The organism is Luteibacter sp. HAY1-4A, assembly GCF_056755355.1.
In genome coordinates this window covers 62,914-82,133 of sequence record NZ_JBNDHZ010000014.1, presented here as the reverse complement: position 1 = coordinate 82,133, position 19,220 = coordinate 62,914, and the positions used below count along the sequence as shown (strand labels likewise).

The window sequence follows — 19,220 nt, the reverse complement described above, 5'->3', positions numbered from 1 at the left end:
AGATGTGTATAAGAGACAGGGCGCAGCCCGACACCTCCCGCCCACCGCCGCGGTGTGCTTCTGCTTCGGTCGCAGCAGGTTTACGCGGCCCTGTGTAAACGTTTACATTTGGGGTTTGTTCACGTTCCGGAACCCGCATGCGCGCTTCGTCCCTTTTCCTCCTGCGTCCCCGGGCGCTGTTCCTCGCCATGTCACTCGCCATGGCCGCAGGCGGCGTGGCTGCCGCCGAGGTGACCGTCGTTCCTGCAGCGAACGCGCAGCTGGCGTCGCCGGAGATCGAGCGGAAGGTGGACGCGCTGCTGGCGCGCATGACGTTGGCCGAGAAGATCGGGCAGCTGGTGCAGTACGGGTCGGACGGTGCCTCCGGGGCGGATGGCGCCGCTGTCGCGGTCAATCCGGAAACGCGCACGCACGTCGACGTGATGGCACTGGCACGGAAGGGCGAGCTGGGTTCGATGCTCAACGTGGTGGGTGCGAAAACCACGCGGCGTTACCAGGAGGCAGCGTTGAAGAGCCGGCTCGGCATTCCGCTCCTTTTCGGCGCCGACATCATCCATGGCTACCGCACCATCTATCCGGTGCCGCTGGGTCTTTCGGCGACGTGGGACCCGGCGCTGGTGGAAGAGGTGTCGCGCATGTCCGCGTCCGAAGCCACGACGGGCGGCGTGAAGTGGTTCTATTCGCCCATGGTCGACATCTCGCGCGATGCGCGCTGGGGCCGTTCGACGGAAGGTGCGGGCGAAGATGCTTACCTCGGCTCTGCCATGGCGCGTGCGTACATCCGTGGCTACCAGGGCAGGGACCTCGCCGGCCCGGAAAGCGTGGCGGCTTCCGTGAAGCATTTCGCCGCCTACGGCGCCGCCGAAGCGGGGCGTGAGTACAACACCACCGACATGTCGGACATCCGGTTGCGCCAGGTGTACTTGCCGCCGTACCGCGCCGCGGTGGAAGCCGGTGCGGCCACGATGATGAGTGCCTTCAATGCGCTAAACGGCGTACCGGCCACGGCCAATGCGTATTTGATGACCGACATCCTCCGCAAGGAATGGGGCTTCAACGGTTTCGTGGTGAGCGATTACACCGCGGTGATGGAGTTGACCAACCACGGCGTGGCGCTGGATGCCGCGTCCGCGACGCGGCAGGCCCTGCAGGCCGGTGTGGAAGTGGACATGATGAGCCACTACTACGACACGCAGGTTCCGAAGCTGCTGGAGGAAGGCAAGCTGTCCATGGCTACCGTGGACGAGGCAGTGCGGCGCGTGCTGCGCGTGAAGTTCGCATTGGGGCTGTTCGAACATCCCTACGCCCGCGGTACCGAAGTGACCGAGGCCGTCGAAGCGCATCGTCCGCTTGTGCGGCGTGCGGCCGAGGAATCGTTCGTGCTGTTGAAAAACGGCGGAAACGGTTTGGCGCCTGTGCTGCCGCTCGACCGCCGTGTGAAGAAGCTGGCGCTCATCGGACCCCTGGCGGACGCCGCGGGAGAAATGCAGGGCGCCTGGGGCGGCGCGCAGCATTTCCCCGATGTGGTGACGCTGCGCGGTGGCCTCGCGGCGCGGATGAAGGCGCAGGGCGGCGAACTGATCTACGCCGAGGGCACCGATGTGGAAACAGACTCCGACGCTGGTTTCGCCGAGGCGAAACGTGCGGCCGAGCAGGCCGATGTGGTGGTGATGGCGTTGGGCGAATCCTCACGGATGAGCGGCGAAGCCGGTTCACGCGCACACCTGGACCTGCCCGGCAATCAGCAAAAGCTGCTGGAGCAGATCGTGGCTACCGGCAAGCCGGTCGTGCTGCTCGTCTTCTCCGGACGCCCGTTGGTGCTGGATTGGGCCGACCGCCATGTGGCCTCGATCATGGCGGTGTGGTTCCCCGGCACCGAGGCGGGGAATGCAGTAGCCAACGTGCTCTTCGGCGATGTCGCGCCGAGCGGCAAGCTCACCATGAGCTTCCCTTACGCCGAAGGGCAGGAGCCGCTGTACTACAACCAGTTCCCGACCGGACGCCCGCCGTTCGGCGCCGACCTCGGCAAGCCGCCGGGGCGCGACTCCACGTTCGTATCCCGCTACATCGATGTACCGAACGACGCGCTTTACCCTTTCGGCCACGGCCTGTCGTACACCACCTTCGGTTATTCGGACGTCCAGGTGTCGCGCAACCGCTTGTCCCTGAGCGAGGCGAACGATCCGCGCGCGAAGAACCTGGTGACGGTGACCGCCACGGTGAAAAACACCGGCGCCCGCGCCGGCACGGAAGTCGTGCAGCTGTATGTGCGCAACCTCGGTGCCAGCGTGGCGCAACCCGTTCGTAGCCTCCAGGGATTCCAGCGCGTCGCGCTGAAGCCCGGCGAGTCCCGCCGCGTGACATTCCAGCTCGGCTTCCCCGAGCTCTCGTTCTGGAACGCCCGGAGCGAAGAGGTGGTGGAACCCACCCGCTATACGGTGTGGGTCGGCGGCAGCTCGAAGGCCGACCAGCAGGCGACGTTCGACATCGCGCCCTAGGTCGTTCCGGCGGTTCTCACAAGGTACGATGTCGTCATGTCTGAGAAGCCGCAGGATTTCATCGACCAGTACCAGGCCTGGGTTCGCCAGGGCCTGGAGGCGTGGTCGCGCCAGTTCGACCCGAAGGCCGGGCCCGCCCAGGCCGCACCGTCGCCGGATATCGCGGCGCGGCTGTTCGCCGGGCTGGGCGGCTATGGCGATTGGATGCGCACGATGTTGGGTGGCGAGACCCCGGGTGCGCCGTTCGCCGCCGGCATGCCTCCCTTCGGCCACGGCCAGGGCGTGCCGCCGAATATCGACGAGTGGGTGCGTGCCGCTAATGACGTATTGGCCATGCCAGCCTTCGGTATCACCCGCGAGCAACAGGAAGAGCAGCAGGCGCTGGTCCGTGCGTGGATCGACTACCTCGGTCATTACCAGCGCTACCAGTCCCTGCTGCAAGGCGTGCACGAACGGGCGAACGCGACGCTGCGCGAACAGGGCGCGCCCACGGACGCCGAGTCGTTGCGTTCGCTGTACGACCGCTGGGTGAACCTGGCCGAGGAAAGCTACGGCGAAGCGGCACTCTCGGACGAGTTCCGCGAGGTGTACGCCGCGCTGGTCAATGCGCAGATGCGCCTGAAGTTGCTCCAGCAGAAGCAGGTGGAGCGCGTGGCCGTGCAGGCGGGCATGCCCACGCGCAAGGAAGTGGACAGCCTGGGCGAGCGCTTGCAGGCGGCGCGCCGCGAGCTTCGCCAGGTGCAGGGCCTCGCTGCCGAAGTGGCGGCCTTGAAGGCCGAAGTGGCTGCCTTGCGCGGTGCCGGAAAGCCGGCTGCAAAGCCGGCAGCGAAACGCGCCGCGAAGCCGAAGGTGCGCAAGTCATGAACGACCATCCGTTCCAGATCGACCCGGAACGCGCGCGCGCCGAGGTCGAAGCCTTCCAGCGCAAGCTCGAGGCAGGCCTGGCCACGCTGAAGAACGTTGGTCCGATCGAACTCGGCACCACGCCGCGCGAGGCCGTCCATCGCGAAGACAAACTCACCCTGTGGCACTTCAAGGGCGAGAAGCCGCCGACCTCGCGCACGCCGCTCCTGATCTGCTACGCGCTGGTGAACACGCCGTGGATGATCGACCTGCAGGAAGACCGCTCGATGGTGCGGAACCTGCTGGAGCAGGGCGAAGACGTGTACCTCGTGGACTGGGGATACCCCGATGGCTCGGATCGCTGGTTGACGCTCGAGGACTATATCGACGGCTATCTCGATCGTTGCATCGACGTGCTGCGCGAACGCCACGGCGTCGACGCCGTGAACCTGCTCGGCATCTGCCAGGGCGGCGTGTTCTCGCTGTGTTACGCCGCGCTGCATCCGGAGAAGGTGCGCAACCTCATCACCATGGTCACGCCGGTGGATTTCCACACACCGGACAACATGCTCTCGCACTGGGCGCGCAACGTGGACATCGACCTGTTCGTGGACACGATGGGCAACGTGCCGGCGGACGTGATGAATTTCGCCTACCTCACGCTCAAACCATTGCGCTTGAACCAGCAGAAGTACCTGGGCCTGGTCGACATCCTCGACAATCCCAAGGAAGTGGAGAACTTCCTGCGCATGGAAAAATGGATTTTCGATTCGCCGGACCAGGCAGGTGAGACGTTCCGCGAGTTCGCCAGGGATTTCTTCCAGAAGAACCTGTTGATGAAGGGCGAAGTGCACATCGGCAAACGTCGCGTCGACCTGGGCCGCATCACGCAGCCCGTGTTGAACATCTATGCGGAGCAGGACCATCTGGTTCCGCCTGCCGCGTCTACGCCGCTGGGTGACCTGGTAGGCAGCAAGGACTACACCGCGCTGGCGTTCAAGGGCGGACACATCGGCATCTACGTCTCCGGCCGTGCGCAGAAGCAGGTGCCGCCGGCCATCCACGCGTGGCTGGCCGACCGTTGACCGCGCGCCTCGCCAAGATCGCGATGGTGCTGGCGCTTGCCGCGTTCGCCGCGGTGGTGGCGTACGACAACCTCATCGACTATGGCTCGAACTTCGCGTTCGTGCGGCATGTGCTGTCGATGGACACGACGTTCCCGGGCAATGCCTTGCTCGATCGCGCGATCACTGCTCCGTGGGCGTGGCACGCGGGGTATGCGTTGATCATCGCGGGCGAGGCGGCCACGGCCGTGTTGCTGCTGGTAGGCGCGATCGTCCTGTGGCAGGCGCGGTATGCCCGCCCCGATGCCTTCCAGGCCGCCAAGCGCTGGGCCATCGCCGGCTGCACCGTGGGCTTCCTGCTCTGGTTCTTCGGCTTCATGGTGGTCGGTGGCGAGTGGTTCGCCATGTGGCAATCGAAGATATGGAACGGGCAGGAAGGTGCATTCAGGTTCTACATGCCCCTGCTGGGCGTGCTGATCTTCCTGAATCAGCCGGACCGCGACCTGTAGAAGCGGCGTGCGATAATCCGCAAATGAACGCCAACGCTTCCCATGATTCCATCCGCGCCGTGCAATGGCATGGCGACCGCCTTCGCCTGCTCGACCAGCGCCGCCTTCCGGCGGAAGAAACCTGGATCGACTGCACCTCGTCCGATGACGTCACCCGTGCCATCCGCGATCTCGCGGTGCGCGGTGCGCCGGCGATCGGTATCGCGGCGGCGTGGGGCGTCGTGTTGGCGGCGCTGCACGGCGAAGACCTGGCTTCGGCCATGGCCACCCTGTGCGCGGCACGCCCCACGGCGGTAAACCTCATGTGGGCGCTCGACCGCATGAACCGGCTGGTGAGCGAAGGCGCCGGTCCCGCGGAACTGGAGCGCGAAGCGCAGGCCATCCAGGACGAGGACCTCGCGGCAAACCGGCACATGGGCGAACTGGGCGCTGCCCTGATCGAAGCGGGTTCCCACGTGCTCACCCATTGCAACACCGGCTCGCTCGCCACCGCCGGTTACGGCACGGCGCTCGGCGTGATCCGCGCCGGCGTGGCTTCCGGGCAGATCGAGCAGGTGTACGCCGGCGAGACGCGTCCCTGGCAGCAGGGCGCCAGGCTCACCATGTGGGAGCTGGTGCGCGACGGCATCCCGGCCCGCCTCATCGCCGATTCCGCCGCCTCGCACCTGATGAAGGAAGGCAAGATCAAATGGGTCATCGTGGGCGCGGACCGGATCGCCGCCAACGGCGACACCGCGAACAAGATCGGCACCTACCAGCTCGCCATCGCCGCGCGCCATCACGGCGTGAAGTTCATGGTGGTGGCGCCGTCCACCACCGTGGACATGGCCACGGCCACGGGCGCGGACATCGAGATCGAATTGCGCGACGCGACCGAACTGCTCTCGGTTTCCGGCACGCGCACGGTCATCGAAGGCGCCGAAGCGTGGAATCCGGTGTTCGATGTCACGCCAGCCGAACTCATCGATGCGATCGTGACCGAGCGGGGCGTCATCCTGAAACCCGACGAAGAGCAGATGCGGATCCTCTTTCCGTGACACGGCTGCGCAGGGAGGTCGCGCTGTTCGCAGTGGGCGGCCTCATTGGGCTGGCCGTCGACGCCGGCATCGCCCAGGGCCTGGTGACCCTGGCCGGCTGGAACGTCTACACGGCCCGTGTGGTGTCGTTCCTGAGCGCGGCTACCGTGACATGGTGGTGGAACCGCACGCACACCTTCGCGCACCGCGATTCGGGCCGCGGGCGCCACGCGGAATGGCTGCACTGGATGGGCCTGATGGCGCTCGGCGCCATCGTCAACAACGCTATTTACGTGCTCGCCTTCAAGCTGTTTCCGGCCCTGCACGCATGGCCCGCCGTGGCCGTCGCAGCCGGTTCGGCGGCCGGTTCCGTCGCCAATTTCCTGCTGGCCCGGACGGTGCTTTTCCGCCACGCCGACAGCCCTGTGTAAGTTATTGAATTTACGCCGTTTTTAGCTGTCTTTTCCACGCCCCGTGTGCTATCATCGACGGGTTGAGTCGGCATCGTGTCGCGAGAGCGAAACACACGGCCGGCGGGGGTATTTCACGGACATCCAGGAAGCCGATTGATGGCAGAACTCGCCAAAGAAGTCATCCGCGTCAACATCGAAGACGAGATGCGCCAGAGCTATCTCGATTACGCCATGAGCGTGATCGTGGGGCGCGCACTACCCGATGTTCGCGACGGCCTTAAGCCGGTGCATCGACGCGTCCTGTTCGCCATGAACGAACTGGGCAATGCCTGGAACAAGCCCTACAAGAAGTCGGCACGCGTGGTCGGCGACGTCATCGGTAAATACCATCCACACGGCGACGCCTCGGTCTACGACACCATCGTCCGCATGGCGCAGCCGTTCTCGCTGCGCTACATGCTCGTCGACGGCCAGGGCAACTTCGGTTCGGTCGACGGCGACAACGCCGCGGCCATGCGATACACCGAGGTGCGCATGGCGCGCCTCACGCACGAACTGATGGCCGACATCGACAAGGAAACCGTCGATTTCGGGCCCAACTACGACGAAAGCGAACACGAACCGCTGGTGCTGCCCACCCGCGTGCCGAACCTTCTCGTGAACGGTTCGGCCGGTATCGCCGTGGGCATGGCGACGAACATCCCGCCGCACAACATGACGGAAGTGATCAATGCCACGCTGGCCTTGATCGAAGACCCGTCGCTCGGCGTCGACGACCTCATGACCCATATTCCGGGTCCCGATTTCCCCACGGCCGGCATCATCAACGGCTCGTCGGGCATCGTCGAGGCCTACCGCACGGGCCGTGGCCGCATCCTCGTGCGCGCCCGCACCGAGATCGAAACGGAAGCCAACGGCCGCGAGACCATCCTCGTCCACGAGCTGCCTTACCAGGTGAACAAGGCGCGTCTCATCGAGAAGATCGCCGAGCTGGTCAAGGAAAAGAAAATCGAGGGCATCAGCGAACTGCGCGACGAGTCCGACAAGGACGGCATGCGCGTGGTCATCGAGATCCGTCGCGACGCCATGGCCGACGTGGTGCTGAACAACCTGTTCCAGCAGACCCAGCTGCAGGTCACCTTCGGCATCAACATGGTGGCGCTGCTCGACGGTCAGCCGAAGCTGCTGAACCTGAAGGACATCCTCGAGGCCTTCATCCGCCATCGCCGCGAGGTCGTTACCCGCCGCACCATCTTCGAACTGCGCAAGGCTCGCCAGCGCGCGCACATCCTCGAAGGCCTCACGGTCGCGCTCGCGAACATCGACGAGATGATCGAGCTGATCCGTACGTCCTCGTCGGCGGCCGAGGCACGCGAGCGCATGGTCGCCCGCCGGTGGGAGCCGGGCCTGGTGAAGGCGTTGCTTGCCGCCACTGGCGCGGCGGCCTCGCGGCCGGAAGACATGGATCCGCGCGATGGCCTGCGCGACGACGGCTACCAGCTGTCCGAGTCCCAGGCTACCGAAATCCTGCAGATGCGCCTGCATCGCCTTACCGGCCTCGAGCAGGAAAAACTTTCCGACGAATACCGCGAGATCCTCGAGACCATCCGTGGCCTCATCGAGATCCTGGAAAATCCGAACCGCCTGCTCGAAGTCATCCGCGAGGAGCTCGAGCAGATCCGCACGGACTACGGCGACGCCCGCCGCACCGAAATCCAGCACTCGCAGGAAGACCTGAACGTCCTCGACCTGATCGCGCCGGAAGACGTCGTGGTCACGCTGTCGCACACCGGCTACATCAAGCGCCAGCCCGCCAGCCTCTATCGCGCGCAGCGTCGCGGCGGCAAGGGACGCTCGGCGTCCGCGCTGAAGGACGAAGACGTCGTGCAGCAGCTGTGGGTGGTGAACACCCACGACACGCTGCTCACCTTCACCAGCACCGGCCGCGTGTACTGGCTCAAGGTTTACCAGATGCCCGAAGCGGGCCCCGGCGCGCGCGGCAAGCCCATCGTGAACCTGCTGCCGCTGGCGGAAGGCGAGAAGGTGCAGGCACTGCTTCCGGTGCGCGACTACGATCCGAACTGCTTCGTGTTCTTCGCCACCCGGCAGGGTACGGTGAAGAAGACGCCGCTCACCGAGTTCGCGTTCCAGCTGCAGAAGGGCAAGGCGGCCATCAACCTCGAAGAGGGTGATGCACTGGTCGACGTGGCCATGACCGCGGGCGAGAGTGACATCCTGCTCTTCGCATCGAACGGCAAGTCGGTGCGCTTCGACGAAGGCAGCGTCCGTTCGATGGGTCGTACCGCCACGGGTGTGCGCGGCATGCGTCTTACCGACGGCGCCGAGGTCGTGTCGCTGATCGTGGCCGCAGGCGAGGGTGACATCCTCACCGCCACGGCGCGCGGTTACGGCAAGCGCACGGCGCTGGAGGAATTCCCGAAGAAGGGCCGCGGCACGCAGGGCGTCATCGCCATCCAGTGCTCGGAGCGCAATGGCAATCTCGTCGCCGCCACGCAGGTCACCGAGACGCAGCAGCTGATGCTGATCTCCGACCAGGGCACGCTGGTGCGCACCCGCGTGTCGGAAGTCTCGCAGCTCAGCCGCAACACGCAGGGCGTCACGCTCATCAAGCTGCCGAAGGAAGAGACGCTCATCGGCGTCGTTCGCCTCGAGGCCGAGGAAGAGCTGGAAGGCGAGGGCGAAACGCCCGACGGCGAAGCCGCGGCGGACATGCCGCCGATCGAAAGCGGCCCGACGGAAGAGTAAAAAAGAAAACCCCGCAGAAATGCGGGGTTTTTTTTGCTCGATCAGGCGTCGATCGCTTCCAGCATCGCTTCGGCCGTCGACACGCGGAACTCGCCGGGCGCCTCGACATGCAGCGCCTTCACCACACCGTCTTCCGCATACAGGGCGAAGCGCTTCGCGCGGATACCCATGCCGTTCTTCGTACCGTCCAGTTCCAGCCCGAGTGCCCGGGTGAACGTCGCATTGCCGTCCGCGAGCATCAGCATGTCGCCAGGCACACCCTGTGACTCGCCCCAGGCGTGCATGACGAAGGCATCGTTCACCGACATGCAGGCCACGGTGACCCCGCGCTCCCGGAAATCCTCCATGTGCTTCGTGAAACCGGGCAGGTGCTTGTTCGAGCAGGTGGGTGTGAAGGCCCCCGGCACGGCGAAGAGCACGACCTTGCCGCGGCCGAGTACATCGGTGCTCGTCACGGTCTTGATGCCATCGTCGAAGACGGCGAGGGTCGCTTCCGGAAGGGTGTCACCTATGGCGATGGTCATGGCAAAGCCTTGTCGGCATGGAAAGGGCCGAGTTTACGGCAAGGCCGTTCGCGCGCGAGCGCGCTTCCCACATCGCCGCTTTCCGGCCTGGACGGCAGGGTGCCATTTGCCGCAGACCTGAAGCCCCGGCAACCCGGGACGCACCCCACTTGAATAGCCCCAAGGCGTTCATATGTTGGTAACCAGACGGCCACGGGGCCGGAAAACTTCTTGGGAGTCAAACAGATGAACCAGCTTCGTCAGGTGTCGTTTCGCCGTGCGCCGCTGTTCGGTGGCGACGTGAGCCGCGTTTTCGATCACTTCTTCGGCAGCGATATCGCCGCCCCCACGAGCACCGAAAGCGCCTGGGCGCCGCGCGTGGACATCCGCGAGGAAGCCGGCCGGTTCCTGATCCTGGCCGACGTGCCGGGTGTGGACCTTGCCGACATCGAGATCCAGATGGACAAGAACGTGCTCAGCATGAAGGGCGAGCGCAAGGCGTTTACCAGCGAGGCCGAAGGCAAGTTCAGCCGCGTGGAGCGCGTGGCCGGCGCGTTCAAGCGCAGCTTCACGCTGCCGGAGAGCGCCGACGCCGATGGCATTACCGCTTCGGGCCGCAACGGCGTGCTGGAAATCGCCATTCCGAAGAAGGCGGAGAGCACACCGCGTCGCATCGCGATTAACGCTGCGGGCTAAAACGGCCTAAGCTTGCAGGTCTGGCCCGCGGTGGATGCGTCCACCGCGGGCGTTTCGTTTGGATTTTCGACACAAGCCCGGGAGAGCCTGTGGAGTTCAAGGATTATTACGAGACATTAGGGGTCAAGCCCGACGCCACCGACGCCGAGATCAAGGCGGCGTACCGCAAGCTTGCCCGCAAGTATCACCCCGACAAGAACAAGGAAGCGGGCGCGGAGGAGAAGTTCAAGGCGGTCAACGAGGCCAATGAGGCCTTGAAGGACCCCGAAAAGCGCCGTGCCTACGATCAGTTCCGCGCCGGCGGCTACCGCCAGGGCGAACAGTTCCGTCCGCCGCCGGGATGGGGGCAGGGCGGCGGCTTCGACTTCGGCGACATGGGCGGCCGCGGTGGCGGCGACTTCAGCGATTTCTTCGAGAGCCTGTTCGGTGGCGCGCGAGGGCGCGGCCAGCAGCAGGCGCGCCGCGGCCGCGACATCCAGGCGAAGATCGAGACCGACCTGCCGACCGCGTACTACGGCGGCAAGACGCGCGTCGTGCTCAACGACGCCTCGGGCGGCGAGCGCGTGCTGGAAGTGAAGATTCCCGCCGGCATTACCTCCGGCCAGACGATCCGACTGGGTGGGCAGGGTCATCCGGGCATGGGCGGTGGCCCGTCCGGCGACCTGCTCCTTGAAATAGGCATTCGCGACGACGCGCGCTTCCGCCTCGACGGCCGCACGGTCACGCACGTGCTGCCCATCACGCCCTGGGAGGCGGCGCTCGGTGCGACGGTGCCCGTGCCGACGCTTGGTGGACACGTGGACCTGCGTATTCCCCCGGGTTCGCAGTCGGGACGCAAGCTGCGCCTGAAGGGCCGGGGCCTGCCGGGTTCCGAACCGGGCGACCAGATCGTGGTGCTGGAAATACGCGTGCCGGTGCCGGAGACGCACGAGGAGCAGGCAGCCTACGCCGAGTTCAAGGACGCGTTCGCGGATTTCGACCCCCGGCGGGGTTAACCGTGCCATGTGGGAGCCGCTTCAGCGGCGATGGGGCTCGCGGCAAGCTTGCCCGCTGCCGCGGGATCGCCGGCGTAGCCGGCTCCCACAACCTTACCCCGGCAAATGTTCCTTCAACGCGGCGACCAGTTCCTCTTCCTTGATCGGCTTCACCACATAAGCCCTCGCACCCTGGCGCAGGCCCCACACCTTGTCGGTGTCCTGGTCCTTCGTGGTCACCAGGATGATGGGGATGTGCTTGGTCGTCTCTTCCTTGCTGATGGTGCGCGTGGCCTGGAAACCGTTGAGGTTCGGCATCACCACGTCCATCAGGATGAGGTCGGGAATCTCGCGCTTGGCCACTTCGACGCCCTGGGCGCCGTCCTCGGCGGTGATGGCCTCGTGGCCCAGCTTCTCGACGATGCGCTTGATTCCAAGCAACTGCGACGGCGAATCGTCGACGATCAGGATGCGAGCCATTCACTTTCCCCCGGGTCGTGCCCGATGTGTTCTCTCATTGCGAACCGCGGTGACGAAAAAACGTCGCGCGTGGCGCCACTGGCGAAGCGCCATTCTACCGGGCATGGCGCGCTGTTCAATGGTGGCACGATAAGTACCTGCCAGAGCAAGGACCTGCGAACGGCTAGCCGCTTATGCGGACAAGCGTGCGGCCGAAGGAGCCGCCTTCGAGCATGGTGTCGAATACCGTCGCCACGTCGTCGAGCGCGACCTCACGCGTGCAGATCGTATCGAGGTGGCGGGGCTTCCAGTCGCCCGAGAGCCGGCGCCAGACCTCGTCGCGCACGTCGCGGGCCGTCCCCGCGGACGCGATGCCGAGCACACTGACGCCCCGGATGATGAAAGGCATGACGGTGGTGGCGAGTTCGGGGCTGCCGGCGAGGCCGCAGATGGCCGCGTTGCCGTAGGGCGCGATCAGCGGGAGGAAGCCGGCGAGCGTCTTGCCGCCTACGTTGTCGAGCAGGCCACCGAATCGGGCCGAATCCATGGGCCGGCCACTGAAGGCGAGTTCGTGGCGATCGATGCACTGGCTGGCGCCTATGCCGCGAAGGAAGTCGAACCGGTGGGGCTTGCCGCTGATGGCATGCACCTCGTAACCGGCGCGGCTGAAGATGTCGATACCGAGCATGCCCACGCCGCCCGTGGCCCCGGTGATGGCGATGGGACCGAGCGAGGGCGACTGCCGGTTCTCGGTCATGCGCAACAAGGCGAGGGCCGCGGTGAAGCCGGCCGTGCCGATGATCATCGCTTCACGCATGGTAAGCGTGGCGGGCAGGGCAACGGTCCAGGCGGCAGGAAGGCGAACGTACTCGCCGTAGCCGCCGTCACGCGTTTCGGACAGGCCGCTGCCGGTGGCAAGCACCTTGTCGCCCTCGCGGAACGCCGGATCGGCGGACGCGACCACGGTGCCGGCCACGTCGATGCCGCCGTTCAGCGGGAAGCTTCGCAAGATCTTGCCCTTGCCGGTGCCCGCGAGCGCGTCCTTGTAGTTCACCGACGACCACTCGGCCCGCACCAGCACGTCGCCGGGCGAGAGGTCTTCCGTAGCCATGGTTTCGATGCCGGCGTGATAGCCGCCGTCGTCCTGGTGGATGCGGAAGGCACGAAACGTGGTCATGCGAAACTCCTCCCCGGGGGAATCAACCGTCGCTGTCCACTGACGCCGCGGTGATCCACTTCGGCGTATAGGCGGATTCGAAATGGCGCATCCAGTCGAAAAGCGCGTCGATGCTTTCGCCGAACCACACCTGGTCGCGTTGCACCGGCTTCACGAAGCCTTCGGCGACCATGTGGTCCATGGTCGCCGAAAGGCTGCGGTAGAACCCGCGCACGTCGAGGAACGCGCACGGATAACTGTGCAGGCCGAGTTGGGCCCACGTCAGCATCTCGAACATCTCGTCCATGGTGCCGAAACCGCCGGGCAGGGCCACGAAGGCGTCCGCCAGCTCGTACATGCGTGTCTTGCGCTCGTGCATGGTCTCGACGACCTGCAATTCGCTGAGACCGGTATGCGCCACCTCTTTCTCGACCAACTGGCGCGGGATCACGCCGATGACCTGGCCGCCGGCGGCGAGCACCGCGTCGGCGACCGTGCCCATGAGGCCGACCTTGCCGCCGCCGTAGACGAGGGCAATGTCTTCCTTCGCCATCCGGGTGCCGAAAGCCCGCGCAGCTTCGGTGTACGCCGGATGCGAGCCGCTGCTGGATCCGCAGTAGACGCAGAGAGATTTGATCTCACGCATGGTGCGATCAGTTGCTCTTGTGGATGGCGCGCTTGTCGACCGAGAGCGCCGCCTCGTGCACCACTTCCGACAGGGCCGGATGGGCGTGGACGATGCGGGCGAGGTCTTCCGACGAACCCTTGAACTCCATGGCCACCACGCACTCGTGGATCAGCTCGGAAACCACCGGGCCCACCATGTGCACGCCGAGGATGCGGTCGGTTTCGGCGTGGGCGATCATCTTCACCTGGCCGATGCCTTCGTTCATGGCGACCGCACGGCCGTTCGCGGCGAAGGGGAAGGCGCCCGTCTTATAGGGGATGCCTTCTTCCTTGAGCTGCTCTTCGGTCTTGCCCACCCAGGCGATTTCCGGCTCGGTGTAGATGACCCACGGCACGGTGTCGAGGTTGACGTGACCCGGCTTGCCGGCGATCAGCTCGGCGACCATCACGCCTTCCTCGGAACCCTTGTGCGCCAGCATCGGACCGCGCACGGCGTCGCCGATGGCCCAGACGCCGTCGACGCCGGTGTGGTTGTGCTCGTCGACCACGATGCGGCCGCGCTCGTCGAGCTTCACGCCGGTGTCGTCGGCCAGCAGGCCGTTGGTGTAGGCGCGGCGGCCCACGGCCACCAGCAGCTTGTCGACAATGAGGCTCTGCGCGGCGCCGTCCTTGTCGGTGTAGCCGACGTGGACTTCGTCGCCCTTGACCTCGGCCGAGGTGACCTTGGCATTGACCTTGATGTCGAGGCCCTGCTTTGCGAATTCACGGGCGGCTACCTTGGCGATGTCCTGGTCGGCAACGGCCAGGAACTTCGGCAGGGCTTCGAGCACCGTGACGTCGGCGCCGAGGCGCTTCCACACGCTGCCGAGCTCCAGGCCGATGACGCCGGCACCGATGACGCCCAGGCGCTTCGGTACTTCGGTGAGGTCGAGCGCGCCGGTGTTGTCGATGATGTGCTTGCCGTCGAACTTCGCGAACGGCAGCTCGATGGGCACCGAGCCGGAGGCGAGGAGCACGTTGGTGGCCGAGATGGTCTGTACGGTGCCGTCGTTGCCCGTGACTTCCACCTGGTTGCCCTTCAGCAGCTTGCCCTTGCCGAAGTACGAGGTGATCTTGTTCGCCTTGAACAGCAGCGACACACCGCCGGTGAACTGCTTGACGATCTTGTCCTTGCGGCTGATGAAGGTGCCGATGTCGATCTTCGGATTCTCGGCGGTGATGCCGTGATCCTTGAAGTTGTGCGTGAGGTTGTGGAACTGCTTGGAGGAATCCAGCAGCGCCTTGGACGGGATGCAACCCACATTGAGGCAGGTGCCGCCAAGGGCGGCCTTGCCGTCCTTGCCGACGAAGGCGTCGACCACGGCGGTCTTCAGGCCCAGCTGCGCGGCGCGGATCGCGGCCACATAGCCCGCGGGGCCGGCACCGATGACGATGACGTCGAACTTGTCGCTCATTTGCTTAGCTCCGATGGAACGGCGGTATGCGCTACCGCCTATATGGGGGCGGAACATGAAAACGGGAGCCTTTCGACTCCCGCTTTCACATTTGCCGTTAGTCGCCCATTACAGGCCGAGCAGCATCCGCTGCGGGTTTTCCAGCTGGTTCTTGATGTCGACCAGGAACAGCACGGCGTCGCGGCCGTCGATGATGCGGTGGTCGTACGACAGGGCGATGTACATCATGGGCGCCGCCACGACCTGACCGTTCTCGACGACCGGGCGCTCCTTGATGGTGTGCATGCCGAGGATGGCGCTCTGCGGCGGGTTCACGATCGGGGTGGAGAGCAGCGAACCGAAGGTGCCGCCGTTGGTGATGGTGAAGGTGCCGCCCTGGAGGTCGTCCAGGCCCAGCTTGCCGTCACGCGCCTTCTTGGCGTAGCCGATGATGCCCTTCTCGACATCCGCGAAGGACATGTCCTGCACGTCGCGCAGCACCGGCGTGACCAGGCCCTTGTCGGTCGACACGGCGATCGAGATGTCCTGGTACCCGTGGTAGATGATGTCGTTGCCGTCGACCGAGGCGTTGACCACCGGGTAGCGCTTCAGCGCCTCGGTGGCGGCCTTCACGAAGAAGCTCATGAAGCCGAGCTTCACGCCGTTGGCCTTTTCGAACTGCTCACCCAGCGCCTTGCGCAGCTTCACCACCTCGGCGAGGTTCACCTCGTTGAACGAGGTAAGCATGGCGATGGAGTTCTTCGACTGCATCAGGCGCTCGGCGATGCGGGCGCGGATGCGGGTCATCGGCACGCGTTCTTCCGGACGGCTGCCCGGGGTGGGCTTGGCGGCCGGTGCCGAGGGCGCGGCGGCCGGGGCGCTGCCGCCCTTACCGGCGTTGACCAGGTCTTCCTTCGTGACGCGGCCGTCGCGACCGGTGCCGGTGACCTTCGACGGATCGATGTTTTCCTCGACGGCCACGCGGCGGCCGGCCGGGGACAGTTCGTCGACGCCCTTCGGTGCCGACGCCTCGGCCTTCTCGGCCTTCGGCGCTTCGGCGGCAGCCGGTGCGGCGGCCGGGGCAGGTGCGGCAGCGGCGGCGCCTTCCTCGATCACGGCGATCACCTGGTTGCTGGTGACGGTGGCGCCTTCCTCGAACTTGATTTCCTTCAGCACGCCGTCGACCGGCGCCGGCACTTCGAGGACGACCTTGTCGGTCTCGAGGTCGAGCAGGTTCTCGTCGCGCTTGACCGCGTCGCCGGCCTTCTTGTGCCAGGTGGCGATGAGCGCGTCGGAGACCGACTCGGGCAGGACCGGGACTTTGACTTCGATGGACATGCTTGTCTTACTCCGCTGCGTGATCGGTGCCGACCGGCGCGACCAGCGCCTGTTCGACTAGCGCCGTCTGTTCGGCGACATGGGTGTTGAGGTGACCGGCGGCCGGTGCCGGCGAGCGGGCACGTCCTGCGTAGGACAGGCTGTGCTTCGCACCCAGGCAGGCCTGCAGGTGGTGACGGATCTGGAACCAGGCGCCCTGGTTCATCGGCTCTTCCTGGCACCACACCACTTCCTTCGCGGAAGGGTATTTTTCCAGCTCGGCCGTGACTTCCGGGCGCGGGAACGGGTAGAGCTGCTCGATGCGCACGACGGCCACGTCGGTGAGGCCGCGCTTTTCGGATTCCTCCAGCAGGTCGTAATAGACCTTGCCCGAGCACAGCACCACGCGCTTCACCTTCTTCGCCGGGAGGTCGCGGTGCTCGCCGATCACCAGCTGGAAACGGCCGTTGGCCAGTTCGTCCAGCGAGGACACCGCCAGCTTGTGGCGGAGCAGCGACTTCGGCGTCATGACGATCAGCGGCTTGCGCACCGGGCGCACCTGCTGGCGGCGGATCATGTGGAAAGCCTGCGCAGGCGTGGTTGGCACGCACACCTGCATGTTGTCCAGTGCGCACAGCTGGAGGAAGCGCTCGAGGCGCGCGGAGGAGTGCTCCGGGCCCTGGCCTTCGTAGCCGTGCGGCAGGAACAGCGCCAGGCCGCACAGGCGGTCCCACTTGGCTTCGCCGGAACTGATGAACTGGTCGATCACCACCTGGGCACCGTTGGCGAAGTCGCCGAACTGGCCTTCCCAGATGGTGAGCTGGTCGGGCGAGGTGGTGGCTTCGCCGTATTCGAAGGCCATGACGGCTTCTTCGGATAGCAGCGAGTCGATGACGTCGACGCGGGCGCTCTCGCGCACCTTCGCCAGCGGCAGCAGCGTGTTGCCGGTCTTCTGGTCGTGCAGCACCGCGTGGCGGTGGAAGAACGTGCCGCGGCCGGCGTCCTGGCCGACGACGCGAAGGTCGTTGCCCTCGGCGATCAGCGTGCCGTAGGCAAGGTTCTCGGCGAAGCCCCAGTCGCCCGGGAGTTCGCCGGCTGCCATCTTGCGGCGGTCGTCGTAGATCTTGGCCACGCGCGGGTGCAGCGTGATGTCGGCGGGCACGTCGAGGATGGTGTCGAGCACCTTGGCCATCTGCTCGCGCGACACGCCGGTGTCGACTTCCATCGACAGGCTGTTCTTCTGGAAGCGGGTCCAGTCGACCGGGATATCGCGCACCGGGTTCGGGTCGATGGCGATCAGCGGTTCGCCCTTCTCGAGGCGGGCGCGATAGTCGTCGAGCATCTTCTGGCCGTCGTCTCCGCCGATGGCCGATTCCTTCACCAGCTGCTGCGCGTACAGGTCGCGCGTGGTCGGCCGCTTGCGGATCACCTGGTACATCAGCGGCTGCGTGGCCGCCGGCTCGTCGGCCTCGTTGTGGCCGTGACGGCGGTAGCAGACGAGGTCGATCACCACGTCCTTCTTGAACCGCTTGCGGAACTCGTAGGCCAGGCGGGTGACCTGGATGACCGCTTCCGGATCGTCGCCGTTCACGTGGAACACCGGCGCGTTCACCATCTTGGCGAGGTCGGTGCAGTAGAGGGTGGAGCGGGCGTCTTCGCGCTTGGACGTGGTGAAGCCCACCTGGTTGTTCACCACCAGGTGCAGCGTGCCGCCGATGGCGAAGCCACGGGCCTGCGACATCTGCATCAGTTCCATGTTGACGCCCTGGCCCGCGAAGGCGGCGTCGCCGTGGATGAGCACCGCCAGCGACTTGTCGCGCGCGGTATCGCGGCGGCGTGCCTGCCGCGCGTGCACCGAGCCGGCCACCACGGGGTTCACGATCTCGAGGTGCGACGGGTTGAAGGCGAGCGCGACGTGCACGCCGCCGTTAGGCGTCTTGACGTCGGCGGAGAAGCCCATGTGGTACTTCACGTCGCCGGAGTGGATGGGGCTGTCGTCGTGCTCGAACTTGCCTTCGAACTCGTTGAAGAGCTGCGAGGGCGCCTTGCCGAGGATGTTCACCAGCACGTTCAGGCGGCCGCGGTGGGCCATGCCGATGACGACTTCCTTCACGCCGTTGTCGCCGGCGGCGCGAACGACGTCGTCGACCATCGGGATGAGACTGTCGCCGCCTTCGAGCGAGAAGCGCTTCTGGCCGACGTACTTCGTGTGCAGGTAACGCTCCAGGCCTTCGGCGGCCGTGAGCGCCTCGAGCACGCGGAGTTTCTCAGGCTTCTGCAGGCCCGGCGAACCGCCGGCCTGTTCCAGGCGCGAGTGGATCCAGGCGCGCTGGTCGTGGTCGGAGATGTACATGAACTCGGCGCCGACGGTGCCGGTGTAGATCTGCTTGAGCTTCGCGAGCAGGTCGCGCAGCTTCATGCGATGGCCGCCACCCGCGAAGCTGCCGGCGTCGAACTCGGTGTCGAGGTCGGCGTCGGAGAGCCCATGGAACGCCAGGCCGAGATCGGGGGTGTCGATATCCGGAACGGTCAGCCCCAGCGGATCGAGCTTCGCGGCGATGTGGCCGCGCGAACGGTACGCCGTGAGCAGGCGGAGGACGCCGGCCTGTTTCTGCGCGTAGGCGTTGTCGACCGGGCCGGCGGGCGCCGCGGCCGTGCGCCGCTGTTTCTGCGCCGCCTCGATGCGGGCGATGACGCCGGAGTGGGCGACGTCGCCGGCCTCGCGGCCCTTGAAGCCCTTGAAATAGGCGTCCCATTCGGCCGGGACGGAGCCGGGATCGGCCAGCCAGGCTTCGTAGACTTGCTCTACGTAATCGGCGTTGCCGCCGGCGAGTTGGGAGGATTCGGAAAACTCGCGGATCAGGTTTGCGCTCACGTCACCACCGGCACACACGAAAAGGACGGGCTGCCGCTAGGCACGTGGGGACCGCCTGCGGCATAAGAATC

General features: G+C 65.9%; 16 protein-coding genes. 9 read left to right on the top strand and 7 right to left on the bottom strand.

Annotation, left to right across the window (positions count from 1 at the left end; all coding sequences use genetic code 11):
* Positions 1-137 precede the first annotated feature (137 nt).
* The 7 genes from ACPYOD_RS06790 (at position 138) to gyrA (ending at position 9,109) form a co-directional block, all read left to right on the top strand.
* On the top strand, positions 138-2,498 hold the full coding sequence (locus tag ACPYOD_RS06790) for a glycoside hydrolase family 3 N-terminal domain-containing protein (RefSeq protein ID WP_481300973.1): 2,361 nt from the start codon (positions 138-140) through the stop codon (positions 2,496-2,498).
* Between the two features lie 36 nt (positions 2,499-2,534).
* The gene (locus tag ACPYOD_RS06785) at positions 2,535-3,362 is read left to right on the top strand and encodes a poly(R)-hydroxyalkanoic acid synthase subunit PhaE (protein WP_481300972.1); all 828 of its coding nucleotides are present in this window, start codon (positions 2,535-2,537) and stop codon (positions 3,360-3,362) included.
* Complete coding sequence (locus tag ACPYOD_RS06780; RefSeq protein ID WP_481300971.1) at positions 3,359-4,426, top strand: class III poly(R)-hydroxyalkanoic acid synthase subunit PhaC; 1,068 nt, start codon at positions 3,359-3,361, stop codon at positions 4,424-4,426. Before ACPYOD_RS06785 ends, ACPYOD_RS06780 begins: the two co-directional genes overlap by 4 nt.
* Positions 4,423-4,914, top strand: a complete 492-nt coding sequence (locus tag ACPYOD_RS06775; RefSeq protein WP_481300970.1) for a DUF2165 family protein — start codon at positions 4,423-4,425, stop codon at positions 4,912-4,914. The genes ACPYOD_RS06780 and ACPYOD_RS06775 overlap by 4 nt, the downstream gene beginning before the upstream one ends.
* Before the next feature lie 23 nt (positions 4,915-4,937).
* On the top strand, positions 4,938-5,951 hold the full coding sequence (mtnA, locus tag ACPYOD_RS06770; RefSeq protein ID WP_481300969.1) for an S-methyl-5-thioribose-1-phosphate isomerase: 1,014 nt from the start codon (positions 4,938-4,940) through the stop codon (positions 5,949-5,951).
* Positions 5,948-6,361: a GtrA family protein gene (locus tag ACPYOD_RS06765; RefSeq protein ID WP_481300968.1), complete on the top strand. Its 414-nt coding sequence runs from the start codon at positions 5,948-5,950 to the stop codon at positions 6,359-6,361. The genes mtnA and ACPYOD_RS06765 overlap by 4 nt, the downstream gene beginning before the upstream one ends.
* 138 nt (positions 6,362-6,499) lie before the next feature.
* Positions 6,500-9,109 carry a DNA gyrase subunit A gene (gyrA, locus tag ACPYOD_RS06760; RefSeq protein WP_481300967.1) on the top strand — a complete coding sequence of 870 codons (2,610 nt, stop codon included), beginning with the start codon at positions 6,500-6,502 and terminating at the stop codon, positions 9,107-9,109.
* A gap of 41 nt (positions 9,110-9,150) precedes the next feature.
* Here the strand turns inward: gyrA and ACPYOD_RS06755 are convergent, their stop codons facing one another.
* Positions 9,151-9,633, bottom strand: coding sequence for a redoxin family protein (locus tag ACPYOD_RS06755; RefSeq protein WP_481300966.1), 483 nt, complete (start codon positions 9,631-9,633; stop codon positions 9,151-9,153).
* 225 nt (positions 9,634-9,858) lie between these two features.
* Between ACPYOD_RS06755 and ACPYOD_RS06750 the strand changes: the two genes are divergently transcribed.
* Both ACPYOD_RS06750 and ACPYOD_RS06745 read left to right on the top strand, forming a co-directional pair.
* Complete coding sequence (locus tag ACPYOD_RS06750) at positions 9,859-10,308, top strand: Hsp20/alpha crystallin family protein (protein ID WP_481300965.1); 450 nt, start codon at positions 9,859-9,861, stop codon at positions 10,306-10,308.
* A gap of 89 nt (positions 10,309-10,397) precedes the next feature.
* Complete coding sequence (locus ACPYOD_RS06745; RefSeq protein ID WP_481300964.1) at positions 10,398-11,303, top strand: DnaJ C-terminal domain-containing protein; 906 nt, start codon at positions 10,398-10,400, stop codon at positions 11,301-11,303.
* A 93-nt stretch (positions 11,304-11,396) separates the two neighbouring features.
* On the opposite strand, the gene pilH is transcribed toward ACPYOD_RS06745, so the two are convergent.
* The 6 genes from pilH to ACPYOD_RS06715 form a co-directional block, all read right to left on the bottom strand.
* On the bottom strand, positions 11,397-11,762 hold the full coding sequence (gene pilH, locus ACPYOD_RS06740; protein ID WP_481300963.1) for a twitching motility response regulator PilH: 366 nt from the start codon (positions 11,760-11,762) through the stop codon (positions 11,397-11,399).
* Positions 11,763-11,925: 163 nt separating this feature from the next.
* Entirely contained in the window at positions 11,926-12,918 is a 993-nt protein-coding gene (locus tag ACPYOD_RS06735) for an acrylyl-CoA reductase family protein (protein WP_481300962.1), read from the bottom strand.
* Positions 12,919-12,940: 22 nt separating this feature from the next.
* The gene (locus tag ACPYOD_RS06730; protein WP_481300961.1) at positions 12,941-13,543 is read right to left on the bottom strand and encodes an LOG family protein; all 603 of its coding nucleotides are present in this window, start codon (positions 13,541-13,543) and stop codon (positions 12,941-12,943) included.
* Positions 13,544-13,550: 7 nt separating this feature from the next.
* On the bottom strand, positions 13,551-14,978 hold the full coding sequence (gene lpdA, locus ACPYOD_RS06725) for a dihydrolipoyl dehydrogenase (protein WP_481300960.1): 1,428 nt from the start codon (positions 14,976-14,978) through the stop codon (positions 13,551-13,553).
* A 108-nt stretch (positions 14,979-15,086) separates the two neighbouring features.
* Positions 15,087-16,295 carry a 2-oxoglutarate dehydrogenase complex dihydrolipoyllysine-residue succinyltransferase gene (gene odhB, locus ACPYOD_RS06720; RefSeq protein WP_481300959.1) on the bottom strand — a complete coding sequence of 403 codons (1,209 nt, stop codon included), beginning with the start codon at positions 16,293-16,295 and terminating at the stop codon, positions 15,087-15,089.
* 7 nt (positions 16,296-16,302) lie between these two features.
* Entirely contained in the window at positions 16,303-19,149 is a 2,847-nt protein-coding gene (locus ACPYOD_RS06715) for a 2-oxoglutarate dehydrogenase E1 component (RefSeq protein WP_481300958.1), read from the bottom strand.
* Between the last annotated feature and the right edge of the window lie 71 nt (positions 19,150-19,220).

What these genes read in the sequence shown, in the direction of transcription:
- ACPYOD_RS06790 (WP_481300973.1), top strand. Translation starts at nt 138, where the DNA reads ATGCGCGCTTCGTCCCTTTTCCTCCTGCGTCCCCGGGCGCTGTTCCTC.
- ACPYOD_RS06785 (WP_481300972.1), top strand. Translation starts at nt 2,535, where the DNA reads ATGTCTGAGAAGCCGCAGGATTTCATCGACCAGTACCAGGCCTGGGTT.
- ACPYOD_RS06780 (WP_481300971.1), top strand. Translation starts at nt 3,359, where the DNA reads ATGAACGACCATCCGTTCCAGATCGACCCGGAACGCGCGCGCGCCGAG.
- mtnA (WP_481300969.1), top strand. Translation starts at nt 4,938, where the DNA reads ATGAACGCCAACGCTTCCCATGATTCCATCCGCGCCGTGCAATGGCAT.
- gyrA (WP_481300967.1), top strand. Translation starts at nt 6,500, where the DNA reads ATGGCAGAACTCGCCAAAGAAGTCATCCGCGTCAACATCGAAGACGAG.
- ACPYOD_RS06755 (WP_481300966.1), bottom strand. Translation starts at nt 9,633, where the DNA reads ATGACCATCGCCATAGGTGACACCCTTCCGGAAGCGACCCTCGCCGTC.
- ACPYOD_RS06750 (WP_481300965.1), top strand. Translation starts at nt 9,859, where the DNA reads ATGAACCAGCTTCGTCAGGTGTCGTTTCGCCGTGCGCCGCTGTTCGGT.
- pilH (WP_481300963.1), bottom strand. Translation starts at nt 11,762, where the DNA reads ATGGCTCGCATCCTGATCGTCGACGATTCGCCGTCGCAGTTGCTTGGA.
- ACPYOD_RS06735 (WP_481300962.1), bottom strand. Translation starts at nt 12,918, where the DNA reads ATGACCACGTTTCGTGCCTTCCGCATCCACCAGGACGACGGCGGCTAT.
- ACPYOD_RS06730 (WP_481300961.1), bottom strand. Translation starts at nt 13,543, where the DNA reads ATGCGTGAGATCAAATCTCTCTGCGTCTACTGCGGATCCAGCAGCGGC.
- lpdA (WP_481300960.1), bottom strand. Translation starts at nt 14,978, where the DNA reads ATGAGCGACAAGTTCGACGTCATCGTCATCGGTGCCGGCCCCGCGGGC.
- odhB (WP_481300959.1), bottom strand. Translation starts at nt 16,295, where the DNA reads ATGTCCATCGAAGTCAAAGTCCCGGTCCTGCCCGAGTCGGTCTCCGAC.